14 protein-coding genes and 1 tRNA gene are annotated in these 19,489 nt (G+C 65.4%); 3 read left to right on the top strand and 12 right to left on the bottom strand.

The annotated features are described in order from the left end of the window. Nucleotides 1–12: 12 nt before the first annotated feature. A complete protein-coding gene (locus ACZ6SF_RS12255; protein ID WP_466062102.1) occupies nucleotides 13–531 on the bottom strand; it encodes a hypothetical protein in 519 nt (172 codons plus the stop codon). A gap of 141 nt (nucleotides 532–672) precedes the next feature. On the opposite strand from ACZ6SF_RS12255, the gene ACZ6SF_RS12250 reads away from it, so the two are divergent. Both ACZ6SF_RS12250 and ACZ6SF_RS12245 read left to right on the top strand, forming a co-directional pair. Further along, nucleotides 673–1,359, top strand: coding sequence for a TetR/AcrR family transcriptional regulator (locus tag ACZ6SF_RS12250; protein ID WP_466062101.1), 687 nt, complete (start codon nucleotides 673–675; stop codon nucleotides 1,357–1,359). A 42-nt stretch (nucleotides 1,360–1,401) separates the two neighbouring features. Next, a complete protein-coding gene (locus ACZ6SF_RS12245) occupies nucleotides 1,402–2,598 on the top strand; it encodes a Fic family protein (RefSeq protein ID WP_466062100.1) in 1,197 nt (398 codons plus the stop codon). Between the two features lie 66 nt (nucleotides 2,599–2,664). Here the strand turns inward: ACZ6SF_RS12245 and ACZ6SF_RS12240 are convergent, their stop codons facing one another. The 5 genes from ACZ6SF_RS12240 to rplJ all read right to left on the bottom strand — a co-directional run bounded on the left by ACZ6SF_RS12240 (nucleotide 2,665) and on the right by rplJ (nucleotide 13,140). After that, nucleotides 2,665–6,618: a DNA-directed RNA polymerase subunit beta' gene (locus tag ACZ6SF_RS12240; protein WP_466062099.1), complete on the bottom strand. Its 3,954-nt coding sequence runs from the start codon at nucleotides 6,616–6,618 to the stop codon at nucleotides 2,665–2,667. Between the two features lie 109 nt (nucleotides 6,619–6,727). Continuing rightward, complete coding sequence (gene rpoB / locus ACZ6SF_RS12235) at nucleotides 6,728–10,237, bottom strand: DNA-directed RNA polymerase subunit beta (RefSeq protein WP_466062097.1); 3,510 nt, start codon at nucleotides 10,235–10,237, stop codon at nucleotides 6,728–6,730. Nucleotides 10,238–10,798: 561 nt separating this feature from the next. Beyond that, nucleotides 10,799–11,887: an ABC transporter ATP-binding protein gene (locus ACZ6SF_RS12230; RefSeq protein ID WP_466062095.1), complete on the bottom strand. Its 1,089-nt coding sequence runs from the start codon at nucleotides 11,885–11,887 to the stop codon at nucleotides 10,799–10,801. Between the two features lie 254 nt (nucleotides 11,888–12,141). Next, on the bottom strand, nucleotides 12,142–12,522 hold the full coding sequence (rplL, locus tag ACZ6SF_RS12225; RefSeq protein WP_396944565.1) for a 50S ribosomal protein L7/L12: 381 nt from the start codon (nucleotides 12,520–12,522) through the stop codon (nucleotides 12,142–12,144). A gap of 78 nt (nucleotides 12,523–12,600) precedes the next feature. Beyond that, nucleotides 12,601–13,140 carry a 50S ribosomal protein L10 gene (rplJ, locus tag ACZ6SF_RS12220; protein WP_450000333.1) on the bottom strand — a complete coding sequence of 180 codons (540 nt, stop codon included), beginning with the start codon at nucleotides 13,138–13,140 and terminating at the stop codon, nucleotides 12,601–12,603. Nucleotides 13,141–13,580: 440 nt separating this feature from the next. Here rplJ and ACZ6SF_RS12215 point away from each other — a divergent pair, with 440 nt between their 5' ends. Then, complete coding sequence (locus ACZ6SF_RS12215) at nucleotides 13,581–15,176, top strand: MFS transporter (RefSeq protein WP_466062094.1); 1,596 nt, start codon at nucleotides 13,581–13,583, stop codon at nucleotides 15,174–15,176. 95 nt (nucleotides 15,177–15,271) lie between these two features. Here the strand turns inward: ACZ6SF_RS12215 and rplA are convergent, their stop codons facing one another. The 6 genes from rplA to ACZ6SF_RS12185 all read right to left on the bottom strand — a co-directional run bounded on the left by rplA (nucleotide 15,272) and on the right by ACZ6SF_RS12185 (nucleotide 19,312). Continuing rightward, nucleotides 15,272–15,985 carry a 50S ribosomal protein L1 gene (rplA, locus tag ACZ6SF_RS12210; RefSeq protein ID WP_466062093.1) on the bottom strand — a complete coding sequence of 238 codons (714 nt, stop codon included), beginning with the start codon at nucleotides 15,983–15,985 and terminating at the stop codon, nucleotides 15,272–15,274. Between the two features lie 77 nt (nucleotides 15,986–16,062). Beyond that, the gene (gene rplK, locus ACZ6SF_RS12205; protein WP_450000328.1) at nucleotides 16,063–16,497 is read right to left on the bottom strand and encodes a 50S ribosomal protein L11; all 435 of its coding nucleotides are present in this window, start codon (nucleotides 16,495–16,497) and stop codon (nucleotides 16,063–16,065) included. 84 nt (nucleotides 16,498–16,581) lie between these two features. After that, nucleotides 16,582–17,358 carry a transcription termination/antitermination protein NusG gene (gene nusG, locus ACZ6SF_RS12200; RefSeq protein WP_466062092.1) on the bottom strand — a complete coding sequence of 259 codons (777 nt, stop codon included), beginning with the start codon at nucleotides 17,356–17,358 and terminating at the stop codon, nucleotides 16,582–16,584. Between the two features lie 117 nt (nucleotides 17,359–17,475). After that, nucleotides 17,476–17,874 (bottom strand): preprotein translocase subunit SecE, encoded by a 399-nt coding sequence (secE, locus tag ACZ6SF_RS12195; protein ID WP_466062091.1) that lies wholly within the window; start codon nucleotides 17,872–17,874, stop codon nucleotides 17,476–17,478. A gap of 31 nt (nucleotides 17,875–17,905) precedes the next feature. Further along, a tRNA-Trp gene (locus tag ACZ6SF_RS12190) sits at nucleotides 17,906–17,978 on the bottom strand. Nucleotides 17,979–18,259: 281 nt separating this feature from the next. Next, nucleotides 18,260–19,312 (bottom strand): fused (3R)-hydroxyacyl-ACP dehydratase subunits HadA/HadB, encoded by a 1,053-nt coding sequence (locus ACZ6SF_RS12185; RefSeq protein WP_466062274.1) that lies wholly within the window; start codon nucleotides 19,310–19,312, stop codon nucleotides 18,260–18,262. Nucleotides 19,313–19,489: the final 177 nt, after the last annotated feature.

The raw sequence follows: 19,489 nt of genomic DNA, 5'->3' as shown, positions 1-19,489 counted from the left end.
TTCGCGTGGGTATCAGGCGAACAGCGTCAGCGCGATCGCGGCGGCCGCGGCTCCGAAGACGACCACATTGCGGGCGGTCTGCAGGGTCCAGGTCCAGGCGGGGAACCCGGATTCGGCCGCTTTCAGCAACGCCGGGACATCGATCCGCAGCAGTTCCGGATCACCCTTGCGCGCGAAGGCGGCCCGCACCGACCCCACCGCGGTGAGGTTGCTGTACACGATGACGCCGTTGCCCAGCAGCACCAGCGCGAAGACCACCAGGTTCACCGCACCCACCCAGGTGGGCGCGACCAGATTGATTCCCGCCACGGCGAGCAGCGCGGCCGCGATGGAGATCGGCGCGGCGGATTCGTGCCCGCTGGCGTCGAAGCGCATTCCGTTCTCGGACAACGCGGACGTCCGCACCCCCTGACGCGCCAGCTCGTCCTGCGCGGTGGCCATGGCCGCGGCGCCGTACCGGTGCCGCACCAGCGGCATGCTGAGAAACGCTGCCGCGATGGCGGTGGCGAGGACTGCGACGATGACGTTCATGGTGTTCCCCTTGTGTCCGGTGACCCGATCGGCACCGACTTGAACTAAGTAAAAGTAGCGTAGCGCAGCACTTGAACTAAGTGCAAGAGTGAATTTGAACTAAGTGCAAGTCGGTATCCGCCGAGGCCCTAGAGTTGTCCCATGCCCCGCGACACCCTGACCCGCGACCAGATCGTCGGCGCCGCCATCGAACTCCTCGACGCCGAAGGCCTCGACGGGCTCAATATGCGCAGCCTCGGCAAACGCCTCGACTCCGCGGCCACGGCGATGTACTGGCACGTGGGGAACAAGGACAACCTGGTCCGGCTCGCCACCGATACGGTCTGGGCCGAGATCCCCCTGCCCACCCTGGACGCCTCCGACTGGCCGACCGCCGCCCGCACCATGGCCACCGGCATGTACGAGATGATGGGCCGCCACCCCTGGCTGGTTCAGGCGCAGTCGTCGTATCTGCTCTACGGCGAGAACAAATCCCGCCACGACGACCACGTCCTCGCGATCTACGACGATGCCGGATTCCCGCCGGACGAGGCGGACCGTGCCGCCGCCACAGTCTTCATGTTCGTCCTCGGCAACGCGGCCGGAGCGGCGGCCAACGTCTCCCTGCGCCGCCGTCTCTCCCAGAAGGGCGGCGACCCCGACGCGCAACTGTCCGAAACACTCGCCGCCGCCACCGAGGTCGCCCGCCGCTTCCCCCGCCTGCGCGCCCGCATCGAGACCGCGGCCGGAACCGACTACAACGAAGCTCCCGGCAGCAGTTTCGAATTCGGCCTGACCGCCCTCCTCGACGGCCTGCGAAGCCGCCTGGCAGCAGGAAACACCACCTGACCTTATACTCACTTAACGCATAAGTGAGTATAAGATGCCGACGTGGAATCAGTTACGCCGTGGCCGCCGATCGAGTGGGAAGAGCGCACCTGGATTCCGACTGTCCCGCCCGATCTGGTGTCACGTCGGATCCGAGAACGGCATCGTGGACCCTATTTCTCGGCGGTACCTGCGCCGATTGCCGCGCGGACATTGCAGCTACCTGGCGTTGTTCTCGCCGCGGCCGACGAAGCCTCGATCGAGATCGCCCGCTTCGATGCCGAAACCGGCTCGCGGTTGGCACCCTTCGCGGCGATTCTCCTGCGATCGGAATCGACCTCGTCCTCCCGGATCGAGAATCTCACCTCGGGCGCGAAGGCGATTGCCCTGGCAGAACTAGGCGCGACCAACCAACGCAACGCGGTCGAGATCGTCGGCAATGTCCACGCGATGCAGACGGCAATCGACCTGGATGGACATCTGGATGAGAACCTGGTCCTGGATATGCATGCGGCGCTGATGGACGGGCACCACACCGGCCCCGGCGGGCAGTGGCGAAACGAGCAGGTCTGGATCGGCGGAGACAGTTTCGGGCCGCACGGAGCGACGTTCGTACCCCCACACCACGACCGTGTGCCTGCAGCGATGGCCGACCTGATGGAGTTCATCCGCCGGGACGACCTTCCTGTTCTCACCCATGCGGCCATCGCGCACGCGCAATTCGAGACCATCCATCCGTTTCCCGACGGAAACGGGCGTACCGGGCGTGCGCTCATTCACTCGATATTGCGTGCACGGCAACTCACCCCGCACGTCACGGTTCCCATCGCCGCGGGACTGCTCACCGATGTCGAGGCCTACTTCGCGGCATTGACCGCGTTTCGGATGGGTGATCCGTCACCGATAGTGCTCGCGATGGCCGAAGCATCATTCTCGGCCATCGCCAATGCTCGCCTGCTCCTCAGGGATATCACCGAAGTCCGCCAGGGCTGGGACTCGCTGATCACGGCCAGGACCGAGTCGAGGGTCCGGCAACTGGCTGATCTGGCACTGCGGATACCGGTATTCGACGCGGCGACCGTGGCGCGAGAACTGATGACCACTCCGTCTAATGCGACGCGCGCTATCAGACCACTCGCGGAATCGGGAATCCTGGCCGAGTTCACCGGTATGCGCCGCAATCGGATGTGGCAGGCTCGCGAGATCCTCGACGCACTCGATGCCTTCGCCGCTCGCGCCGGACGGCGAAACCTGGGCTGAACCCCGAAACAGACTTCGGCCCCGCTCCCTCTGGGAGCGGGGCCGAAGTGGTACTGCGGCTAGCGATTACCGGTAATCGCTGAATCCGTAATCGTCCAGCGGAACCGCCGCACCGGTGGTGGTGCCGAAGCCCTCCGGGCTGTAGTAGGTGTCGTCGTAGGACGGCACCGCGTACGCCGCGGCACGGGCCTCCTCGGTGGGCTGAACCTGGATGTTGCGGTACCGGTTGATACCGGTACCGGCCGGGATCAGCTTACCGATGATCACGTTCTCCTTGAGGCCGATGAGCCGGTCGGAGCGGCAGTTGATCGCCGCGTCCGTCAGGACTCGGGTGGTCTCCTGGAAGGACGCCGCCGACAGCCACGAATCGGTGGCCAGCGACGCCTTGGTGATACCCATCAGCACCGGACGGCCGGCCGCGGGCTCGTTGCCCTCGGCGACGACACGGCGGTTGGACGCCTCGAACTCGGAACGCTCGGTGAGCGAACCGGGCAGGAACTCGGTGGCGCCCGAATCGATGATCGTCACCCGGCGCAGCATCTGGCGGACGATGACCTCGATGTGCTTGTCGTGGATCGACACGCCCTGGCTCCGGTAGACCTCCTGGACCTCGTGGACCAGGTGGATCTGGACCTGCCGGGGGCCCATCACGCGCAGCACCTCGTGCGGATCCGCCGCGCCCTCCAGCAGCTGCTGGCCGACCTCGACGTGATCTCCGTCGGAGAGCAGACGCTCGGTGCCGTCGTCGTGCTTGAACACACGCAGACGCTGGCGCTTGGACAGCTTGTCGTACACCACTTCGTCGCCACCGTCATCGGGGATGATGGTGATCTTGTAGAAGCGGTCGTCGTCCTCCAGCCGGATCCGGCCCGAGACCTCCGCGATCGGCGCCTTGCCCTTGGGCACACGAGCCTCGAAGAGCTCCTGGACCCGGGGCAGACCGCCGGTGATGTCGTCACCCGCGACACCACCCTGGTGGAAGGTACGCATGGTCAGCTGGGTACCGGGCTCACCGATGGACTGGGCGGCGACGATACCGACGGCCTCGCCGATATCGACCAGCTTGCCGGTCGCCATGGACCGGCCGTAGCAGACCGCGCAGACGCCGGTGCCGGTGCCGCAGGTCAGCACGGAGCGGACCTTGACCTCGGTGATACCGGCCTCCAGCAGCGCCTCGATGGCCGGATCGCCGAGATCGGCGCCCTTGCCGACCACCACGTTGCCGCTGGTGTCGAGCGCGTCGGAGGCCAGGGTCCGGGCGTAGCACGAGGTCTCCACGTGCGCGTCGCGGATGATCGTGCCGTCCGGCTGCTTCTCCGCGATATGCACCAGGATGCCGCGCTCGGTACCACAGTCGGTCTCGCGCACGATGACGTCCTGCGAGACGTCCACCAGACGCCGGGTCAGGTAACCCGAGTCGGCGGTACGCAGCGCGGTATCGGCCAGACCCTTACGCGCGCCGTGGGTGTTGATGAAGTACTCCAGAACCGTCAGGCCCTCACGGAAGGAGGACTTGATCGGCCGCGGGATGAACTCACCCTTCGGGTTCGTCACCAGGCCCTTCATACCGGCGAGGGTACGGGTCTGGGTGAAGTTACCCGTGGCGCCCGAATCGACGATCGTGATGATCGGGTTATCGGCCGGGTAGTGCGCCCGCAGTGCGCGGCCGACCTCTTCGGTGGCCTCCTGCCAGATCTTGACCAGGGCGTTGTTGCGCTCCTGGTGATCGAGCGCACCACGCTGGTACTTCTTCTCGATCTGATCCGACTGCGCCTCGTAGCGCTCCATGATCTCGGCCTTCTCCGGCGGAACGAGCACGTCCGACATGGAGACGGTGACACCCGAACGCGTGGCCCAGTAGAAGCCGGCGTCCTTGAGCTTGTCGACGGTCTGCGCGACCACGATCATCGGGTAGCGCTCGGCGAGATCGTTGATGATCGTCGCCTGCCGCTTCTTCGGCATCGGCTCGTTGATGAACGCGTAGTCCGCGGGCAGCAGTTCGTTGAACAGCACCCGGCCCAGAGTGGTCTGGGTGGTCCACGCGTCGCCGCGACGCCAGCCGTCCGGGAACAGCTCCGCCTCGACTTCCTTCTGCGGACGCTGATCGGTCAGCCGCACCTTGATGTTCGACCGCACGGTCAGCTCACCGCGGTCGACCGCCATCTGGGCCTCGGCCGGCGAGGAGTACACGCCCTGCTCCGGACCGTCGGCGGTGGACGGCTGGTACTCGCCCTTGGCGCCCTCTTCGAGGCGGGTCAGGTAGTACAGACCGGTCACCATGTCCAGACGCGGCATGGCCAGCGGGCGGCCGGATGCCGGGGACAGGATGTTGTTCGAGGACAGCATCAGGATGCGGGCCTCGGCCTGCGCCTCCGCCGACAGCGGCAGGTGCACGGCCATCTGGTCACCGTCGAAGTCGGCGTTGAACGCCTCACAGACCAGCGGGTGCAGCTGGATGGCCTTACCTTCCACCAGCTGCGGCTCGAAGGCCTGGATACCGAGGCGGTGCAGCGTCGGCGCGCGGTTCAGCAGCACCGGATGCTCGGCGATGACCTCTTCGAGGACGTCCCACACCTGCGGGCGCTGCCGCTCCACCATCCGCTTGGCGGATTTGATGTTCTGCGCGTGGTTCAGGTCGACCAGCCGCTTCATCACGAACGGCTTGAACAGCTCCAGCGCCATCAGCTTGGGCAGACCGCACTGGTGCAGTTTGAGCTGTGGACCGACCACGATGACCGAACGGCCGGAGTAGTCGACACGCTTACCGAGCAGGTTCTGACGGAAACGACCCTGCTTGCCCTTGAGCAGATCGCTCAGGGACTTCAGCGGGCGGTTACCCGGGCCGGTGACCGGCCGGCCGCGACGGCCGTTGTCGAACAGCGCGTCCACCGACTCCTGCAGCATCCGCTTCTCGTTGTTGACGATGATCTCGGGGGCGCCGAGGTCGATCAGTCGCTTGAGGCGGTTGTTGCGGTTGATGACACGGCGATAGAGGTCGTTCAGGTCGGAGGTGGCGAAACGGCCACCGTCGAGCTGGACCATCGGCCGCAGTTCCGGCGGGATCACCGGAACGGCGTCGAGCACCATGCCCATCGGCGAATTGCCGTTGGTCTGGAACGCCGCGACGACCTTGAGCCGCTTGAGCGCGCGCAGCTTCTTCTGGCCCTTACCGCTGCGGATGGTCTCCCGCAGGTTCTCGGCCTCGGCCTCGATATCGAAGTTCTCCATCAGCTTCTGGATGGACTCCGCGCCCATCGCGCCGGTGAAGTACTCGCCGTAGCGGTCGGTGATCTCGCGGTAGAGCACCTCGTCCACGATCAGCTGCTTGGGAGCCAGCTTGGTGAAGGTGGTCCAGATCTCGTCGAGCCGGTCCAGCTCGCGCTGGGCCCGGTCGCGGAGCTGCTTCATCTCCCGCTCGCCGCCGTCCTTGACCTTGCGGCGGACGTCGGACTTGGCGCCCTCGGCCTCGAGTTCGGCCAGATCGGCCTCGAGCTTCTGTGCCCGGGCCTCGAGGTCGGCGTCACGCTGGTCGGCGACGGTCTTCTTCTCGACCTCCATCTCCGCCTCGAGCGTGGACAGCTCGTTGTGCCGCATTTCGTCGTCGACGGCGGTGATGACGTAGGCGGCGAAGTAGATGATCTTTTCCAGATCCTTCGGCGCCAGGTCGAGCAGGTAGCCGAGCCGGCTCGGCACACCCTTGAAGTACCAGATGTGGGTGACCGGGGCGGCCAGCTCGATATGGCCCATCCGCTCACGGCGCACCTTGGCGCGGGTCACCTCGACGCCACAGCGCTCACAGATGATGCCCTTGAAGCGGACGCGCTTGTACTTACCGCAGTAGCACTCCCAGTCCCGGGTGGGACCGAAGATCTTCTCGCAGAACAGGCCGTCCTTCTCCGGCTTGAGCGTGCGGTAGTTGATGGTCTCCGGCTTCTTCACCTCACCGAAGGACCAATTGCGGATGTCCTCGGCGGTGGCCAGGCCGATCCGGAGTTCATCGAAGAAGTTGACGTCTAGCACGTAACTTCCTTTCCCCTGTGCGGGTCGCTTACGAGCAAAAGTTCTCTAATGGTTCGAACGCGATACCCGGGTGCCGAGCCGAATCCGTACTCGGCACCCGGGCAACGCCCTAGTTCGCCAGATCGTCGACGGTGGCCGCTTCGTTCCGGGACAGGTTGATGCCCAGATTGGCCGCCGCGCGCTCCAGATCCTCGTCGTCGCCGTCGCGCATCTCGATGGCCGCGCCGTCGGAGGACAGCACCTCGACGTTGAGGCACAGCGACTGGAGTTCTTTGAGCAGAACCTTGAACGATTCCGGGATGCCCGGCTCCGGGATGTTCTCGCCCTTGACGATCGCCTCGTAGACCTTCACGCGGCCGACCACGTCGTCGGATTTGATGGTCAGCAGTTCCTGCAGGGTGTAGGCGGCGCCGTAGGCCTGCATGGCCCAGCATTCCATTTCGCCGAAACGCTGACCGCCGAACTGCGCCTTACCACCGAGCGGCTGCTGGGTGATCATCGAGTACGGGCCGGTCGAGCGGGCGTGGATCTTGTCGTCGACCAGGTGGTGCAGCTTCAGGATGTACATGTAGCCCACCGCCACCGGGTACGGGAACGGCTCACCGGAACGGCCGTCGAACAGCGTGGCCTTACCGTCGGAGTTGACCATCCGCTCACCGTCACGGTTGGGCAGCGTCGAGGCCAGCAGACCCGACAGCTCCTCTTCCTGCGCGCCGTCGAACACCGGGGTGGCGATATTGGAGTCCGCGGGGGCACCCCACATCTCCTCCGGCAGGTTCTTGGCCCAGTCGGGACTGCCCTCGACCTCCCAGCCGGCTTTGCCGATCCAGCCCAGATGGGTTTCCAGGATCTGCCCGATATTCATACGACGCGGCACACCGTGAGTGTTCAAGATGATGTCGACCGGGGTCCCGTCGGGCATGAACGGCATATCCTCGGTCGGCAGGATCTTGCCGATCACACCCTTGTTCCCGTGCCGGCCCGCGAGCTTGTCACCGTCCTGGATCTTGCGCTTCTGCGCCACATACACGCGCACCAGCTCGTTCACGCCGGGAGGCAGGTCGTCGTCGTCCTCACGGGAGAACACCCGGATACCGATGACCTTGCCGGACTCACCGTGGGGCACCTTCAGCGAGGTATCGCGGACTTCACGCGCCTTCTCACCGAAGATCGCCCGCAAAAGCCGCTCCTCCGGAGTCAGCTCGGTCTCACCCTTCGGCGTGACCTTACCGACCAGGATGTCCCCGTCACGCACCTCGGCACCGATCCGCACGATGCCCCGCTCGTCGAGATCGGCGAGGACCTCATCGGAAACATTCGGGATATCGCGGGTGATCTCCTCGGCACCCAGCTTCGTATCGCGGGCATCGATCTCGTGCTCCTCGATATGGATCGAGGTCAGAACATCGTCCTCCACGAGACGCTGAGACAGGATGATCGCGTCCTCGTAGTTGTGGCCTTCCCACGGCATGATCGCCACGAGCAGGTTCTTACCGAGGGCCATCTCACCGTTCTCGGTGCACGGACCATCGGCCAAAACCTGACCACGCTCCACCCGCTGACCCTCGTCCACGATCGGACGCTGATTGGCACACGTGCCCTGATTCGAACGCGCGAACTTCCGCATCCGATACGACTTACGGGTGCCGTCATCGGCCATGACCGTGACGTAGTCGGCGGAGACTTCTTCGACCACACCGGTCTTCTCGTTCACCACGACATCACCGGCATCGACCGCGGCCCGCAGTTCCATACCGGTCCCCACCACAGGCGATTCGGAACGGATCAGCGGCACGGCCTGACGCTGCATATTCGCACCCATCAGGGCACGGTTGGCGTCATCATGCTCGAGGAACGGAATCATCGCCGTCGCCACCGACACCATCTGGCGCGGGGAGACATCCATATAGTCGACCTCGGTGGCCGCGACGAATTCCATCTCCTCGTTACCGCGGCGGCACAGCACCCGGTCCTCGACGAAATTGCCGTCGGCGTCGACCGCGGAGTTGGCCTGGGCCCGGACGTGCCGGTCCTCCTCGTCGGCGGTCAGGTACTTGACCTCGTCGGTGACGCGGCCGTTCTCCACCTTGCGGTACGGGGTCTCGATGAACCCGAACGGGTTCACCCGCGCGTACACCGACAGCGAACCGATCAGGCCGATGTTCGGGCCTTCCGGGGTCTCGATCGGGCACATACGGCCGTAGTGCGAGGGGTGGACGTCACGGACCTCGAGGCCGGCGCGTTCACGGGACAGACCGCCGGGGCCCAGCGCCGAGAGGCGACGCTTGTGGGTCAGACCCGACAGCGGGTTGTTCTGGTCCATGAACTGCGACAGCTGGGAGGTTCCGAAGAACTCCTTGATCGCGGCTACGACGGGACGGATGTTGATCAGGGTCTGCGGCGTGATGGCCTCGACGTCCTGGGTGGTCATCCGCTCGCGGACCACACGCTCCATCCGGGACAGGCCGACCCGGATCTGGTTCTGGATGAGCTCGCCGACGGTACGCAGACGACGGTTACCGAAGTGGTCGATGTCATCGACCTCGACGGGGACCTCGACGCCGCCCGGGGCGGTCATGTTCCGGTCGCCGGAATGCAGCCGCACCAGGTACTCGATGGTGGAGACGATGTCCTCGCGGGTCAGAACCGACCCGTCGATGGCCTCGCCCGGATGCAGGCCGAGCTTCTTGTTGATCTTGTAGCGACCGACGCGCGCGAGGTCGTAGCGCTTTTCCTTGAAGAACAGGTTCTCCAGCAGGGTCTGCGCGGATTCCTTGGTGGGCGGTTCGCCCGGACGTAGCTTGCGGTAGATGTCCAGCAGCGCCTCGTCCTGGCCGGCGGTGTTGTCCTTCTCCAGGGTGGACATCATGATCTCGGAGAAACCGAAACGCTCGGTGATCTCCTCGTTCGTCCAGCCCAGGGCCTTGAGCAGCACGGTGACCGGCTGCCGCCGCTTACGGTCGATACGCACACCGACGGTATCGCGCTTGTCGACGTCGAACTCCAGCCACGCGCCGCGGGAGGGGATCACCCGGACACTGTGCAGATCCTTCTCGGTGCTCTTGTCGACCGAGTGGTCGAAGTACACACCCGGCGAACGGACCAACTGGGACACCACGACACGCTCGGTGCCGTTGATGATGAAGGTGCCCTTGTCGGTCATCATCGGGAAATCACCCATGAAGACCGTCTGACTCTTGATCTCACCGGTGTTGTTGTTGATGAACTCCGCGGTGACGAACAACGGCGCCGCGTAGGTCATGTCCTTGTCTTTGCACTCGTCGATCGAGGCCTTGACCTCTTCGAAGCGCGGGTCCGAGAAGGACAGGGACATGGAGCCGGAGAAGTCCTCGATCGGCGAGAGCTCCTCGAGGACCTCCTCGAGCCCGCCGACCAGCCCGCCGTCACCGCGCGCGGCGGCCCGCTCACGCCATTCCGGCGTGCCGACCAGCCAGGCGAAAGATTCCGTTTGTAGATCGAGAAGTCCGGGCACCTCCAGCGGCTCCCGGATCTTCGCGAAAGACACCCGCAACGGAGCCCCGGGGATACCTCCCGAAACTCCCAGCTTCGTATTGGCGCTTGTCTGGGTGGAGACTGCCAAGATGCGTCCTTCCAGCACCTCACGCGCGTCGCGTGGTGGTCCGCGACCGTCGCTTGTCTGCTACATTTTTGGATTCTCGCTGGTCACAACCCGAACGAGACTCGAACAGCAAACAACGGAAGCAACACCGGAAGGGTGGGACTTTCGTAGTGCGATCAAGGAATGGACAGGAGGCAGCCAGCGCAACGTCCAAACCTACACCTACCTATACGGAGGTGTCAAAGTACCACCCCGGCGAGCCGTTGGGCGGCTGACTCGCCGGACCGGTTCGCTGGCTGCGTTCCGGTCCGCGGTCCGAGCCGCCGACAACTGATTCGGCGCTGGCGGTCGTGCACTCTCGGTGACGGTCGAAGCCGTCTCCAATAGCGTGACGGGTCGGGCGAAAGTCGTCAAGTGCCCGTGCCGACCTGCTGGTCCTCGGATCGGTTGCCGCAGTACAAGATCACCCGAAACACCGGCGGCGAGGACGTCGCGGGGGTGCGCAGCCCTCGGATCGACGGCCGGCGAGCCCGGGCGTGTCCGCGAAAACAAACAGCGCGCCGGGTGCGAACCCGACGCGCTGCTCTCGGAGCAAGCCTGTTACAGCTTGGGGTACTGCGCGGTCTCGAAGTCCGAACCCGGGAAATCGTTACCCGCGTCACGGCCGGCGGGCTGCCGGCCGGAGTTGTACGACATGACCATGGTCTCGTCGTTCTCGTCCAGCGATTCGCGGATGGCCACCTGCGCGGCATGCGGCAGGGTGTGCATGACCTCGCGGACGCGGTCCTTACGCCGCTGCACGGCCTGGCGCACCGGCATACCCGGGGTGGCGCGCATCTGCGGGATGATGCCGTCGACCTCTTCGGCGCCGCCGTGATGGTGGCCGGCGTCCACGAGCGCCTGCTCGCGCGCCATCTGCGCCTCGTCCTTCTCCTCGGACATACCGATCGGACCGATCATGCGGCCGTTGAGGAACTGCTTGACCACCGGCTCCTCGCTGGTGAGCAGCACCTCGCGCGGACCGAACATCACCAGCTGGCGCCGGAACAGCATGCCGATGTTGTCGGGCACGGTGCGGGCCAGGTTGATGTTGTGGGTCACGATCAGGATCGTGGCGTCGATCTGCGCGTTGATATCGATGAGCAGCTGGCTCAGGTACGACGTACGCACCGGGTCGAGACCGGAGTCCGGCTCGTCGACCAGGATGATCTGCGGATCGAGTACCAGCGCGCGGGCCAGGCCGGCGCGCTTACGCATACCGCCGGAGATCTCGCCGGGCAGTTTGCCCTCCGCACCGAGCAGACCGGTGAGTTCGAGCTTCTCCATGACGATCTTGCGGATCTCGGACTCGGACTTCTTCGTATGTTCCCGCAGCGGGAAGGCGACATTGTCGAAGAGGTTCATCGACCCGAACAGCGCGCCGTCCTGGAACAGCACGCCGAAGAGTTTCCGGATTTCGTAGAGCTCCTTGTTGGAGCAGGTGGTGATATCGGTACCACCGATGAAAATGGACCCGCGCTCCGGCCGCAGCAGGCCGATCAGCGACTTCAGGAATACGGACTTACCGGTACCCGACGGGCCCAGCAGCGCGCTGACCTCACCGGCAGGCAGGGTAATTGAAACGTCCTGCCAAATCCGCTGTGAACCGAACGACTTGGTTACACTCTCGGTCCTGACCTCGACGCCCACGCCAACCTCCACATTTCTCAGCGAGCTGCCCACTTCGGCACCGCAGACCCGGTAGCGGTGCGTCTCACGTCACAGTGGGTTCGGCCACTGTATCTCATGGCACACCCATAGCACACCCGACCTGACCGAAGAGTAACCACCGGTGACGGTTGCCAACCGGAAGAATCACCGTTAACCAGCACACCAGCGACTCTCCGGGAAACAGAAACGGGCGGCCCCGAGGGGCCGCCCGTTTCCGGCTGTACCGGTCGGAATTACTTGACCGAGACCTTCGCGCCCGCGCCTTCCAGCTTCTCCTTGGCGGCGTCGGCGGCTTCCTTGGCGACCTTCTCCAGGATCGGCTTCGGAGCACCCTCGACGAGGTCCTTGGCCTCCTTCAGGCCCAGGCCGGAGACGATCTCACGGACCACCTTGATGACCTGGATCTTCTTATCGCCGGCACCCTCGAGGATGACGTCGAACTCGTCCTGCTCCTCGGCGGCCTCGGCGGCGGCCGGGGCGGCACCGGCGGCAGCGACGGCGACCGGAGCAGCAGCGGTGACCTCGAACTTCTCCTCGAACTTCTTGACGAAGTCCGACAGCTCGAGCAGGGTCATGTTGCCGAAGGTTTCGAGCAGCTCATCAACGTTGGCCATTGATATTTTCCTTTCGATAGTGAATGTCTGCGCGGGTGAGCCGGACGCGGCCCTTCCGCGAATGAGGTGCGGAAGGTGTTACTCCGCGGCGGCGTCTCCGCCTTCGGCCTGCTTCTTCTCCTGCAGCGCGGCGGCCAGGCGGGCCACCTGCGAAGCGGGAGCGTTGAACAGACCGGCGGCCTTGGCCAGGTTGCCCTTCATGGCACCGGCCAGCTTGGCCAGCAGGACCTCGCGCGACTCCAGGTCGGCGATCCGCTCGACCTCGGCCACGGACAGCGGTGCGCCGTCCATGTAGCCGCCCTTGATAACCAGCGCCTTGTTGTCCTTGGCGAAGGTCTTGAGGGCCTTGGCCGCCTCGACCGGTTCGCCCGAGATGAACGCGATCGCGGTGGGTCCGACGAACAGGTCGTCCAGGCCCTCCACGCCGGCCTCGGCCGCGGCACGCTTCACCAGGGTGTTCTTGGCGACGGAGTACGTGGCATCGGCACCCAGCGCACGACGCAGCTGGGTCAGCGCACCGACGGACAGACCACGGTATTCCGTGATGACCGCGGCGGTCGAGCCCTTGAACTGCTCGGTGATCTCCGCGACCGCGGTTACCTTTTCGGGTTTCGCCATACTTCGCCTCCTCTCTGATGTCGGTATGGATATGCCCTACCGAATCAGGGGCCGGCGAAAGAACAAGCGCCCCGAACGCAGAGCGTTCCGGGGCGCGAAGAGTATTCGGACCGCAGGCGCAAACCCGCACTCCACTCCCAGCCTCGGCTCTCCCTGCGCGGGCCGCCGGCACTTTCGCCGGACCTTCGACCGATTCCATACGAAATCAGCGACCAACGGTCTTCGGTAGAACGGATTGGGTGGCGGTCGAACTCGTCGACAACCGCCGATCAGAGTACCTCGCGACCCGCCCATCTGGCAAAACGTGCCCGCAATCCCCCTTCCGCGACGATATTCGCCGGCCCCTCGCGGTGAGACATGACACAACCGGTCCGCACTCCGGCGGAGATCACACGATCATAGTGTTACTTCAGGTAACAGATAGTGGTTCGCTGCTGAGTATGACGACCGACATAATCGCCGCGCCTCGACTGCCGGACCGACGTTCTCGACGGTTCCTGGCCCTCGCCGTCATCTGCCTGGCGGAACTGCTCGTGGTCCTGGACAACACCATCGTCAATGTCGCGCTGCCCTCGATCGGCGTAGAACTCACCACCGGGGTCAGCGGGCTGCAGTGGGTGGTCGACGCCTACACCCTGACCTTCGCCGGACTGTTGCTGGCCTGCGGAAACCTCGGCGACCGGTACGGCCGCCGCCGCGTGATGACGATCGGGCTCGCCGGCGTGGCCCTCGCCTCCATCGGCGGCGCGCTCTCGGATTCGCTCGGGGCCGTGATCACCGCCCGGGCCGTGATGGGCGTTTTCGCGGCCGCGGTCTTTCCCGCGACGCTCGCCCTGATCATCAATATCTTCACCGACCGCCGCGAACGCGCGCTGGCCATCGCCGCCTGGACCGCCATGGCGGGATTCGCCATCGCGATCGGCCCGATTTCGGGCGGATGGCTCCTCGAACACTTCTCCTGGCATTCCGTCTTCTGGATCAACGTCCCCGTAGCGCTCGTCGCGCTGGCGGCGGTACTGCGCTGGGTTCCGGAATCCCGCGCACAGCACACCGGCCGCCTCGATCTACCCGGAATCGGACTCTCCATCGCCGGAATCGTGCTCGTGGTCCGGGCCGTCATCGAGGCGCCCCACTACGGCTGGCTCGCCCCGGTCACCCTCGCCACGGGGACGGCCGGCCTCGCGCTGCTGGCCGCCTTCGTCTGCTGGGAACTGCGCACCACCACACCGATCCTCGATATGCGGCTGTTCCGGGTACGCCGTTTCTCGCTGCCCGCCCTGGCGATCGCCGTCGGCTACTTCTCGATGTTCGGCTTCCTGTTCCTCATCACCCAGTACTTCCAGGGCGTGCGTGAGTACACCCCGCTGGAGTTCGGAATCGCCTCGTTGCCGTTCGCGGCCTCGGTCGCGCTCGGCGCGCCCCTGGCCACGCTGCTCGCGCAAAGATTCGGTACCACACCGGTGATCGTCTTCGGGCTCCTGCTCACGGGGCTGGGCCTCTACCTGGGCGGCCAGGTGACCGTCGACAGCGGTTACCTCACCGATGTGCTGCCCTCGATGGTGTCCATGGCTCTCGGCCTGGCGATCGTGCAGGGCCCGGCGACCGAATCCATCATGTCGGCGCTACCGCTCGACGAAGCCGGGGCAGGTTCGGCGGTCAACGATACGACCCGCGAGATCGGCGGCACCCTGGGCGTGGCGGTACTCGGATCCATCGTGGCGTCCTACTACACCACCCGCGTCCAGCCCCTGCTGGACCGAGTACCGGCGTCGCTGATGACCGAGGACGAGAAGGGATTCGCGGCCGCCACCCCGCTCAGCATTCTGGAAATGCGCGAACGCGAACTGGCGCCCTTCTTCGACACCCAGCGCGAAACCCTCATCACGGCGATGAAAGCCGCCTGCCTGGAAGGTTCGCACGCGGCGTCACTCGTCGCGACAGCGGCGGTGCTGGTGTGCGCGGTGATCGTCGCCGTCGCGCTGCCCTGGGGCGTGCACAGGGGTGATTCGATCCTGTTCGGCGATCGCACACCGTGACAGCGGGACTACCGCTACGACCCCGAACGAAAACGCGACGGCGGGAGCATCCGCGGAGGATGCTCCCGCCGTCGCGGGATAGTGCCTGGCGCCGTTTACGCTTCCTCGTCCAGGAGGTTGCGGGTGCGGTTCGGGTCCACCGGGATGCCCGGTCCGGTGTTCGTCGAGACCGTCACCTTCTTGACGTAACGCCCCTTGGCGGTCGACGGCTTGGCACGCAGGATCTCGTCCAGCGCGGCCCCGTAGTTCTCGACCAGCTTGTTGTCGTCGAACGACGCCTTGCCGATCACGAAGTGCAGGTTGGCCTGCTTGTCGACGCGGAAATTGATCTTGCCACCCTTGATGTCGGCGACCGCTTTGGTCACATCGGTGGTGACCGTGCCGGTCTTGGGGTTCGGCATCAGACCACGCGGGCCCAGGACACGCGCGATCCGGCCGACCTTGGCCATCTGGTCGGGGGTGGCGATCGCGGCGTCGAAGTCCAGCCAGCCGCCCTGGATCCGCTCGATCAGATCCTCGGCGCCCACGGCGTCCGCACCGGCGGCCTCGGCCTCGGCGGCCTTCTCGCCGGCCGCGAACACGATGACGCGAGCGGTCTTACCGGTGCCGTGCGGCAGGTTCACGGTGCCGCGAACCATCTGATCGGCTTTACGGGGATCCACACCCAGCCGGATCGCGACCTCGACGGTCGCGTCGGTCTTGGTGGTGGAGGTCTCCTTGGCGAGCCGGGTGGCGGCCAGCGGAGAGTACAGCTTGCTGCGATCGACCTTCTCGGCCGCGGCGAGATACGCCTTGCTTCGTTTTGCCATGTTTCTCTGTCCTCGGTTTCTGGTTCAGTCGTGGTTATCGGGCCTGGCCGGCCCTCCCACCAAACGTGCGCTGAGCGTCAGCCTTCGACGGTGATACCCATCGAGCGCGCGGTCCCGGCGATGATCTTGGCCGCCTGATCGATATCGTTGGCGTTCAGATCTTCCTGCTTGGTCTTCGCGATCTCGCGCACCTGGTCCATGGTCACCGTGGCGACCTTGTTGCGGTGCGGCTCGGCCGAACCCTTCTGCACGCCGGCGGCCTTCAGCAGCAACCGGGCGGCGGGCGGGGTCTTCAGCTTGAAGTCGAAGGACCGATCCTCGTACACCGAGATCTCGACCGGCACGACGTTGCCACGCTGCGATTCGGTCGCGGCGTTGTACGCCTTGCAGAACTCCATGATGTTGACGCCGTGCTGACCGAGCGCCGGGCCCACCGGAGGAGCCGGGTTCGCCTGGCCGGCCTGGATCTGGAGCTTGATGATCCCGGCGAGCTTCTTCTTCTTGGGGGGCATCTTTCTTTCCTAGGGTGTGTGGTTCCTTGCTCTCTGCAAGTTCCGGCCCGAGGCTCACGGCCTCGGGAGCACAGGTGCCGCCTACTAGATCTTGGCGACCTTGGTGAATTCCAGTTCGACCGGAGTTTCGCGACCGAAGATCGAGACCAGCACCTTGAGCTTCTGCTGTTCGGCGTTGACCTCGGAAATGGTCGCGGGCAGCGTCGCGAACGGGCCGTCCATCACCGTCACCGATTCGCCGACCTCGAAATCGACCTCGATGGTGGGCTTGGCCGCGGTCTCGCCGGCACTCTCCTGAGACGCCGCTGCGGCGGCCGGAGCGGCGGCCTTCTTCTGCTGCGAGGCCGGCACCAGGAACTTCACCACGTCATTGATGGTCAGCGGCGAGGGGCGCGAGGTGGCGCCCACGAACCCGGTGACACCCGGGGTGTTGCGGACCGCGCCCCAGGATTCGTCGTTCAGGTCCATCCGCACCAGGATGTAGCCCGGCAGCACCTTGCGGTTCACGCTCTTGCGCTGGCCGTTCTTGATCTCGGTGACCTCTTCGGTGGGCACCTCCACCTGGAAGATGTAATCCTCCAGGTCCAGGTTCTGCACACGGGTCTCGAGATTGGTCTTCACCTTGTTCTCGTAACCGGCATAGGAATGGATCACGTACCAGTCGCCCGGCGAGCGACGCAGCACGGCCTTCATCTGCTCGACCGGATCCGGCTCCTCGCCGTCGTCGGATGCGGGCGCGGCCTCGTCGGCAGCCTCGGGCTCGGCGTCGGACGCCGGCTCCTCGACGGACACGGCGGCCTCCTCGGCCGTCTGATCGTCGACCGGGAACTCGTCGGTGGTGTCGTTCTCCGGGGTGCTCACTGGGCACTCGCTTCCTGTGTCGTCACGTGCATCCTCTGCGTGCCGGGTTCGGGCGCGGCTATCGGTCTGGCATCCGGCCCGCGGCGCGGATCGGTTACCGGCGCCGATATCGCCTGGCTAACCGAACAACCAGTCGACACCCTTGATGAACGCCAGATCCAACCCGCTGATGAACGCGACCATGAAGATCACGAACACCAGCACAACGGTCGTATAGGTGACCATCTGCTTCCGGTTGGGCCAGATAACCTTCCGCAGTTCCGCGATCACCTCACGCAGGAACTTGAACAAACGCTTGAACGGATTCCGCGACCGATCGCGTTCGGATCGGCCCGACTTCGTCTCGGCCTTGCGTTCGGGCCGATCGATGGTCGCGATCGAACCGGTATCGGACGCGCCCGACGAGTCGGACCGGCTCCGCCGAGCGGAGCGCTTTCCGCTCGGCCGCACGGCGGCGGTGTCGTCGCCGTCGTCGGCGCCATATCCGCCGCGGCGAGTGTCCCGCTCGTCGGTCACGTCGATCCTCTCTCGTCGCTGGTGTCCAGGGCAGGGGCGACAGGACTTGAACCTGCAACCTGCGGTTTTGGAGACCGCTGCTCTGCCATTTGAGCTACGCCCCTTCGGCCGAACCGATCACCGACAGGTGAGATCCGGCCACACTGCGATATTCAGTTGTCGACGTGGGTGTCACACAACACGCGCGCCGCTCCGGCAGATGCCGGCCCCGTCGGCGGGGCCGGACGAACCGGTTCGGTCCGAGCCTACTCAGCCGTACCGGCCGATACTCGGTAACCCCGCCTGGAACCAGCCTTGCAGAGCAGCGCGCATCGGCTGGTGACCCCAGAATCCCGAGTGTACGGCACGGTCGGCGACAGAAGCCAATCAGGGTCACCCGACCAGGTCAGGACAACCGCACCGTAGCGGTGGCCCGGCCGAAGATCTTTCGCCCGCCGGATTTCGCGACGATCGCGATCACCGCTGTCTTCGTTTCCGGGTCGAGCGATTTGACCTTGCCGGTGAACTCGACCTCGGCGGCCTCGGTGGCACTCACGAACACCGGGCTGGTGAAGCGGACGTTGTACTCCCTGACCCCGCCGGGATCGCCCAGCCAGGAGGAGACGAACCCGCCGCCGAGGCCCATCGAGAGCATGCCGTGCGCCACGCAGGTGTCCAGGTCCACCAGCTTCACGACCTCGTCGCTCCAGTGGATGGGGTTGGCGTCGCCGGATACGCCGGCGTAGTTCACCAGGTCGCCGCGGGTCAGCCGGACGATACGGGCCGGGAGCTCGTCCCCGACGGAGACATCGCCGAACGCGCGGGCGAACCGGGTGGGCTCCACCGCCAGCGCCGCCGGCGCGGGCGGGGCGGGATGCGACCGCGGCGTGTGATCGGGCATGGAGGCTTCCATCCCGTGCATCAGCACGTTGCGCACGGCGTCGTTGAGATTGGGATCGATATCTCCGCCGCTGCGTCCGACGAGCGTGGTGTAGGTGGTGAGAACCAGTTCGTCGTTCTGGTCGGTGACGATGTTCTTGGTGACGATGATGTCGCCGCCGAAGGCCTGGCGGAACGAATGCAGATAGACATCGCAGGTCAGCCTGTCGCCGACCAGAATCGGCCGGTGGAACTCCAGGATCTGATCGGTCTGCATGATCTGGCTGAGGTCGTAACCGGTCACGACCGTTTCGAAGAGTTTGCGCTGCGCCAGGATGCCGACCAGGGAAATGAACGTCAGCGGGGCGACCAGGCCGTCGTAGCCGAATTCCAGCGCGATGTCCTCGTCCCAGTGCACCGGGTGGCTGTCCTGGACGGCGCGGGCGTATTCACGCACCTTTTCGCGGCCGACCTCGTAATAGTCGTCGACACGGTAGTGGTGACCGACCATCGCGGCCGCGTGTGCGGCGGGGTCGAACTCCGTCTCCGTCGCAACCGCTTCGTCTGTTCCGGTGTTCATTGTCACGGGAGGACTGTACCTATCTGACCCCGCAGCACGGAGTCTGCATGGCGACTGGACATCAGCCCGGAACGAAAGTGGCGTGACCACGAGGGGCCGTGCCGCCGCCCGATCATGACAGCGACCGGGTACCGGCCGCGGATTCGATGGCCGTCGCACGACCATCGGGAAATCGCC

It is taken from the genome of Nocardia sp. NPDC049935 (assembly GCF_055586645.1).
This window is presented reverse-complemented; position numbering and strand designations above follow the sequence as displayed.

What these genes read in the sequence shown, in the direction of transcription:
- ACZ6SF_RS12250 (WP_466062101.1), top strand. Translation starts at nt 673, where the DNA reads ATGCCCCGCGACACCCTGACCCGCGACCAGATCGTCGGCGCCGCCATC.
- ACZ6SF_RS12185 (WP_466062274.1), bottom strand. Translation starts at nt 19,312, where the DNA reads ATGAACACCGGAACAGACGAAGCGGTTGCGACGGAGACGGAGTTCGAC.
- ACZ6SF_RS12255 (WP_466062102.1), bottom strand. Translation starts at nt 531, where the DNA reads ATGAACGTCATCGTCGCAGTCCTCGCCACCGCCATCGCGGCAGCGTTT.
- rplL (WP_396944565.1), bottom strand. Translation starts at nt 12,522, where the DNA reads ATGGCCAACGTTGATGAGCTGCTCGAAACCTTCGGCAACATGACCCTG.
- rplA (WP_466062093.1), bottom strand. Translation starts at nt 15,985, where the DNA reads ATGGCAAAACGAAGCAAGGCGTATCTCGCCGCGGCCGAGAAGGTCGAT.
- rplK (WP_450000328.1), bottom strand. Translation starts at nt 16,497, where the DNA reads ATGCCCCCCAAGAAGAAGAAGCTCGCCGGGATCATCAAGCTCCAGATC.
- rplJ (WP_450000333.1), bottom strand. Translation starts at nt 13,140, where the DNA reads ATGGCGAAACCCGAAAAGGTAACCGCGGTCGCGGAGATCACCGAGCAG.
- ACZ6SF_RS12215 (WP_466062094.1), top strand. Translation starts at nt 13,581, where the DNA reads ATGACGACCGACATAATCGCCGCGCCTCGACTGCCGGACCGACGTTCT.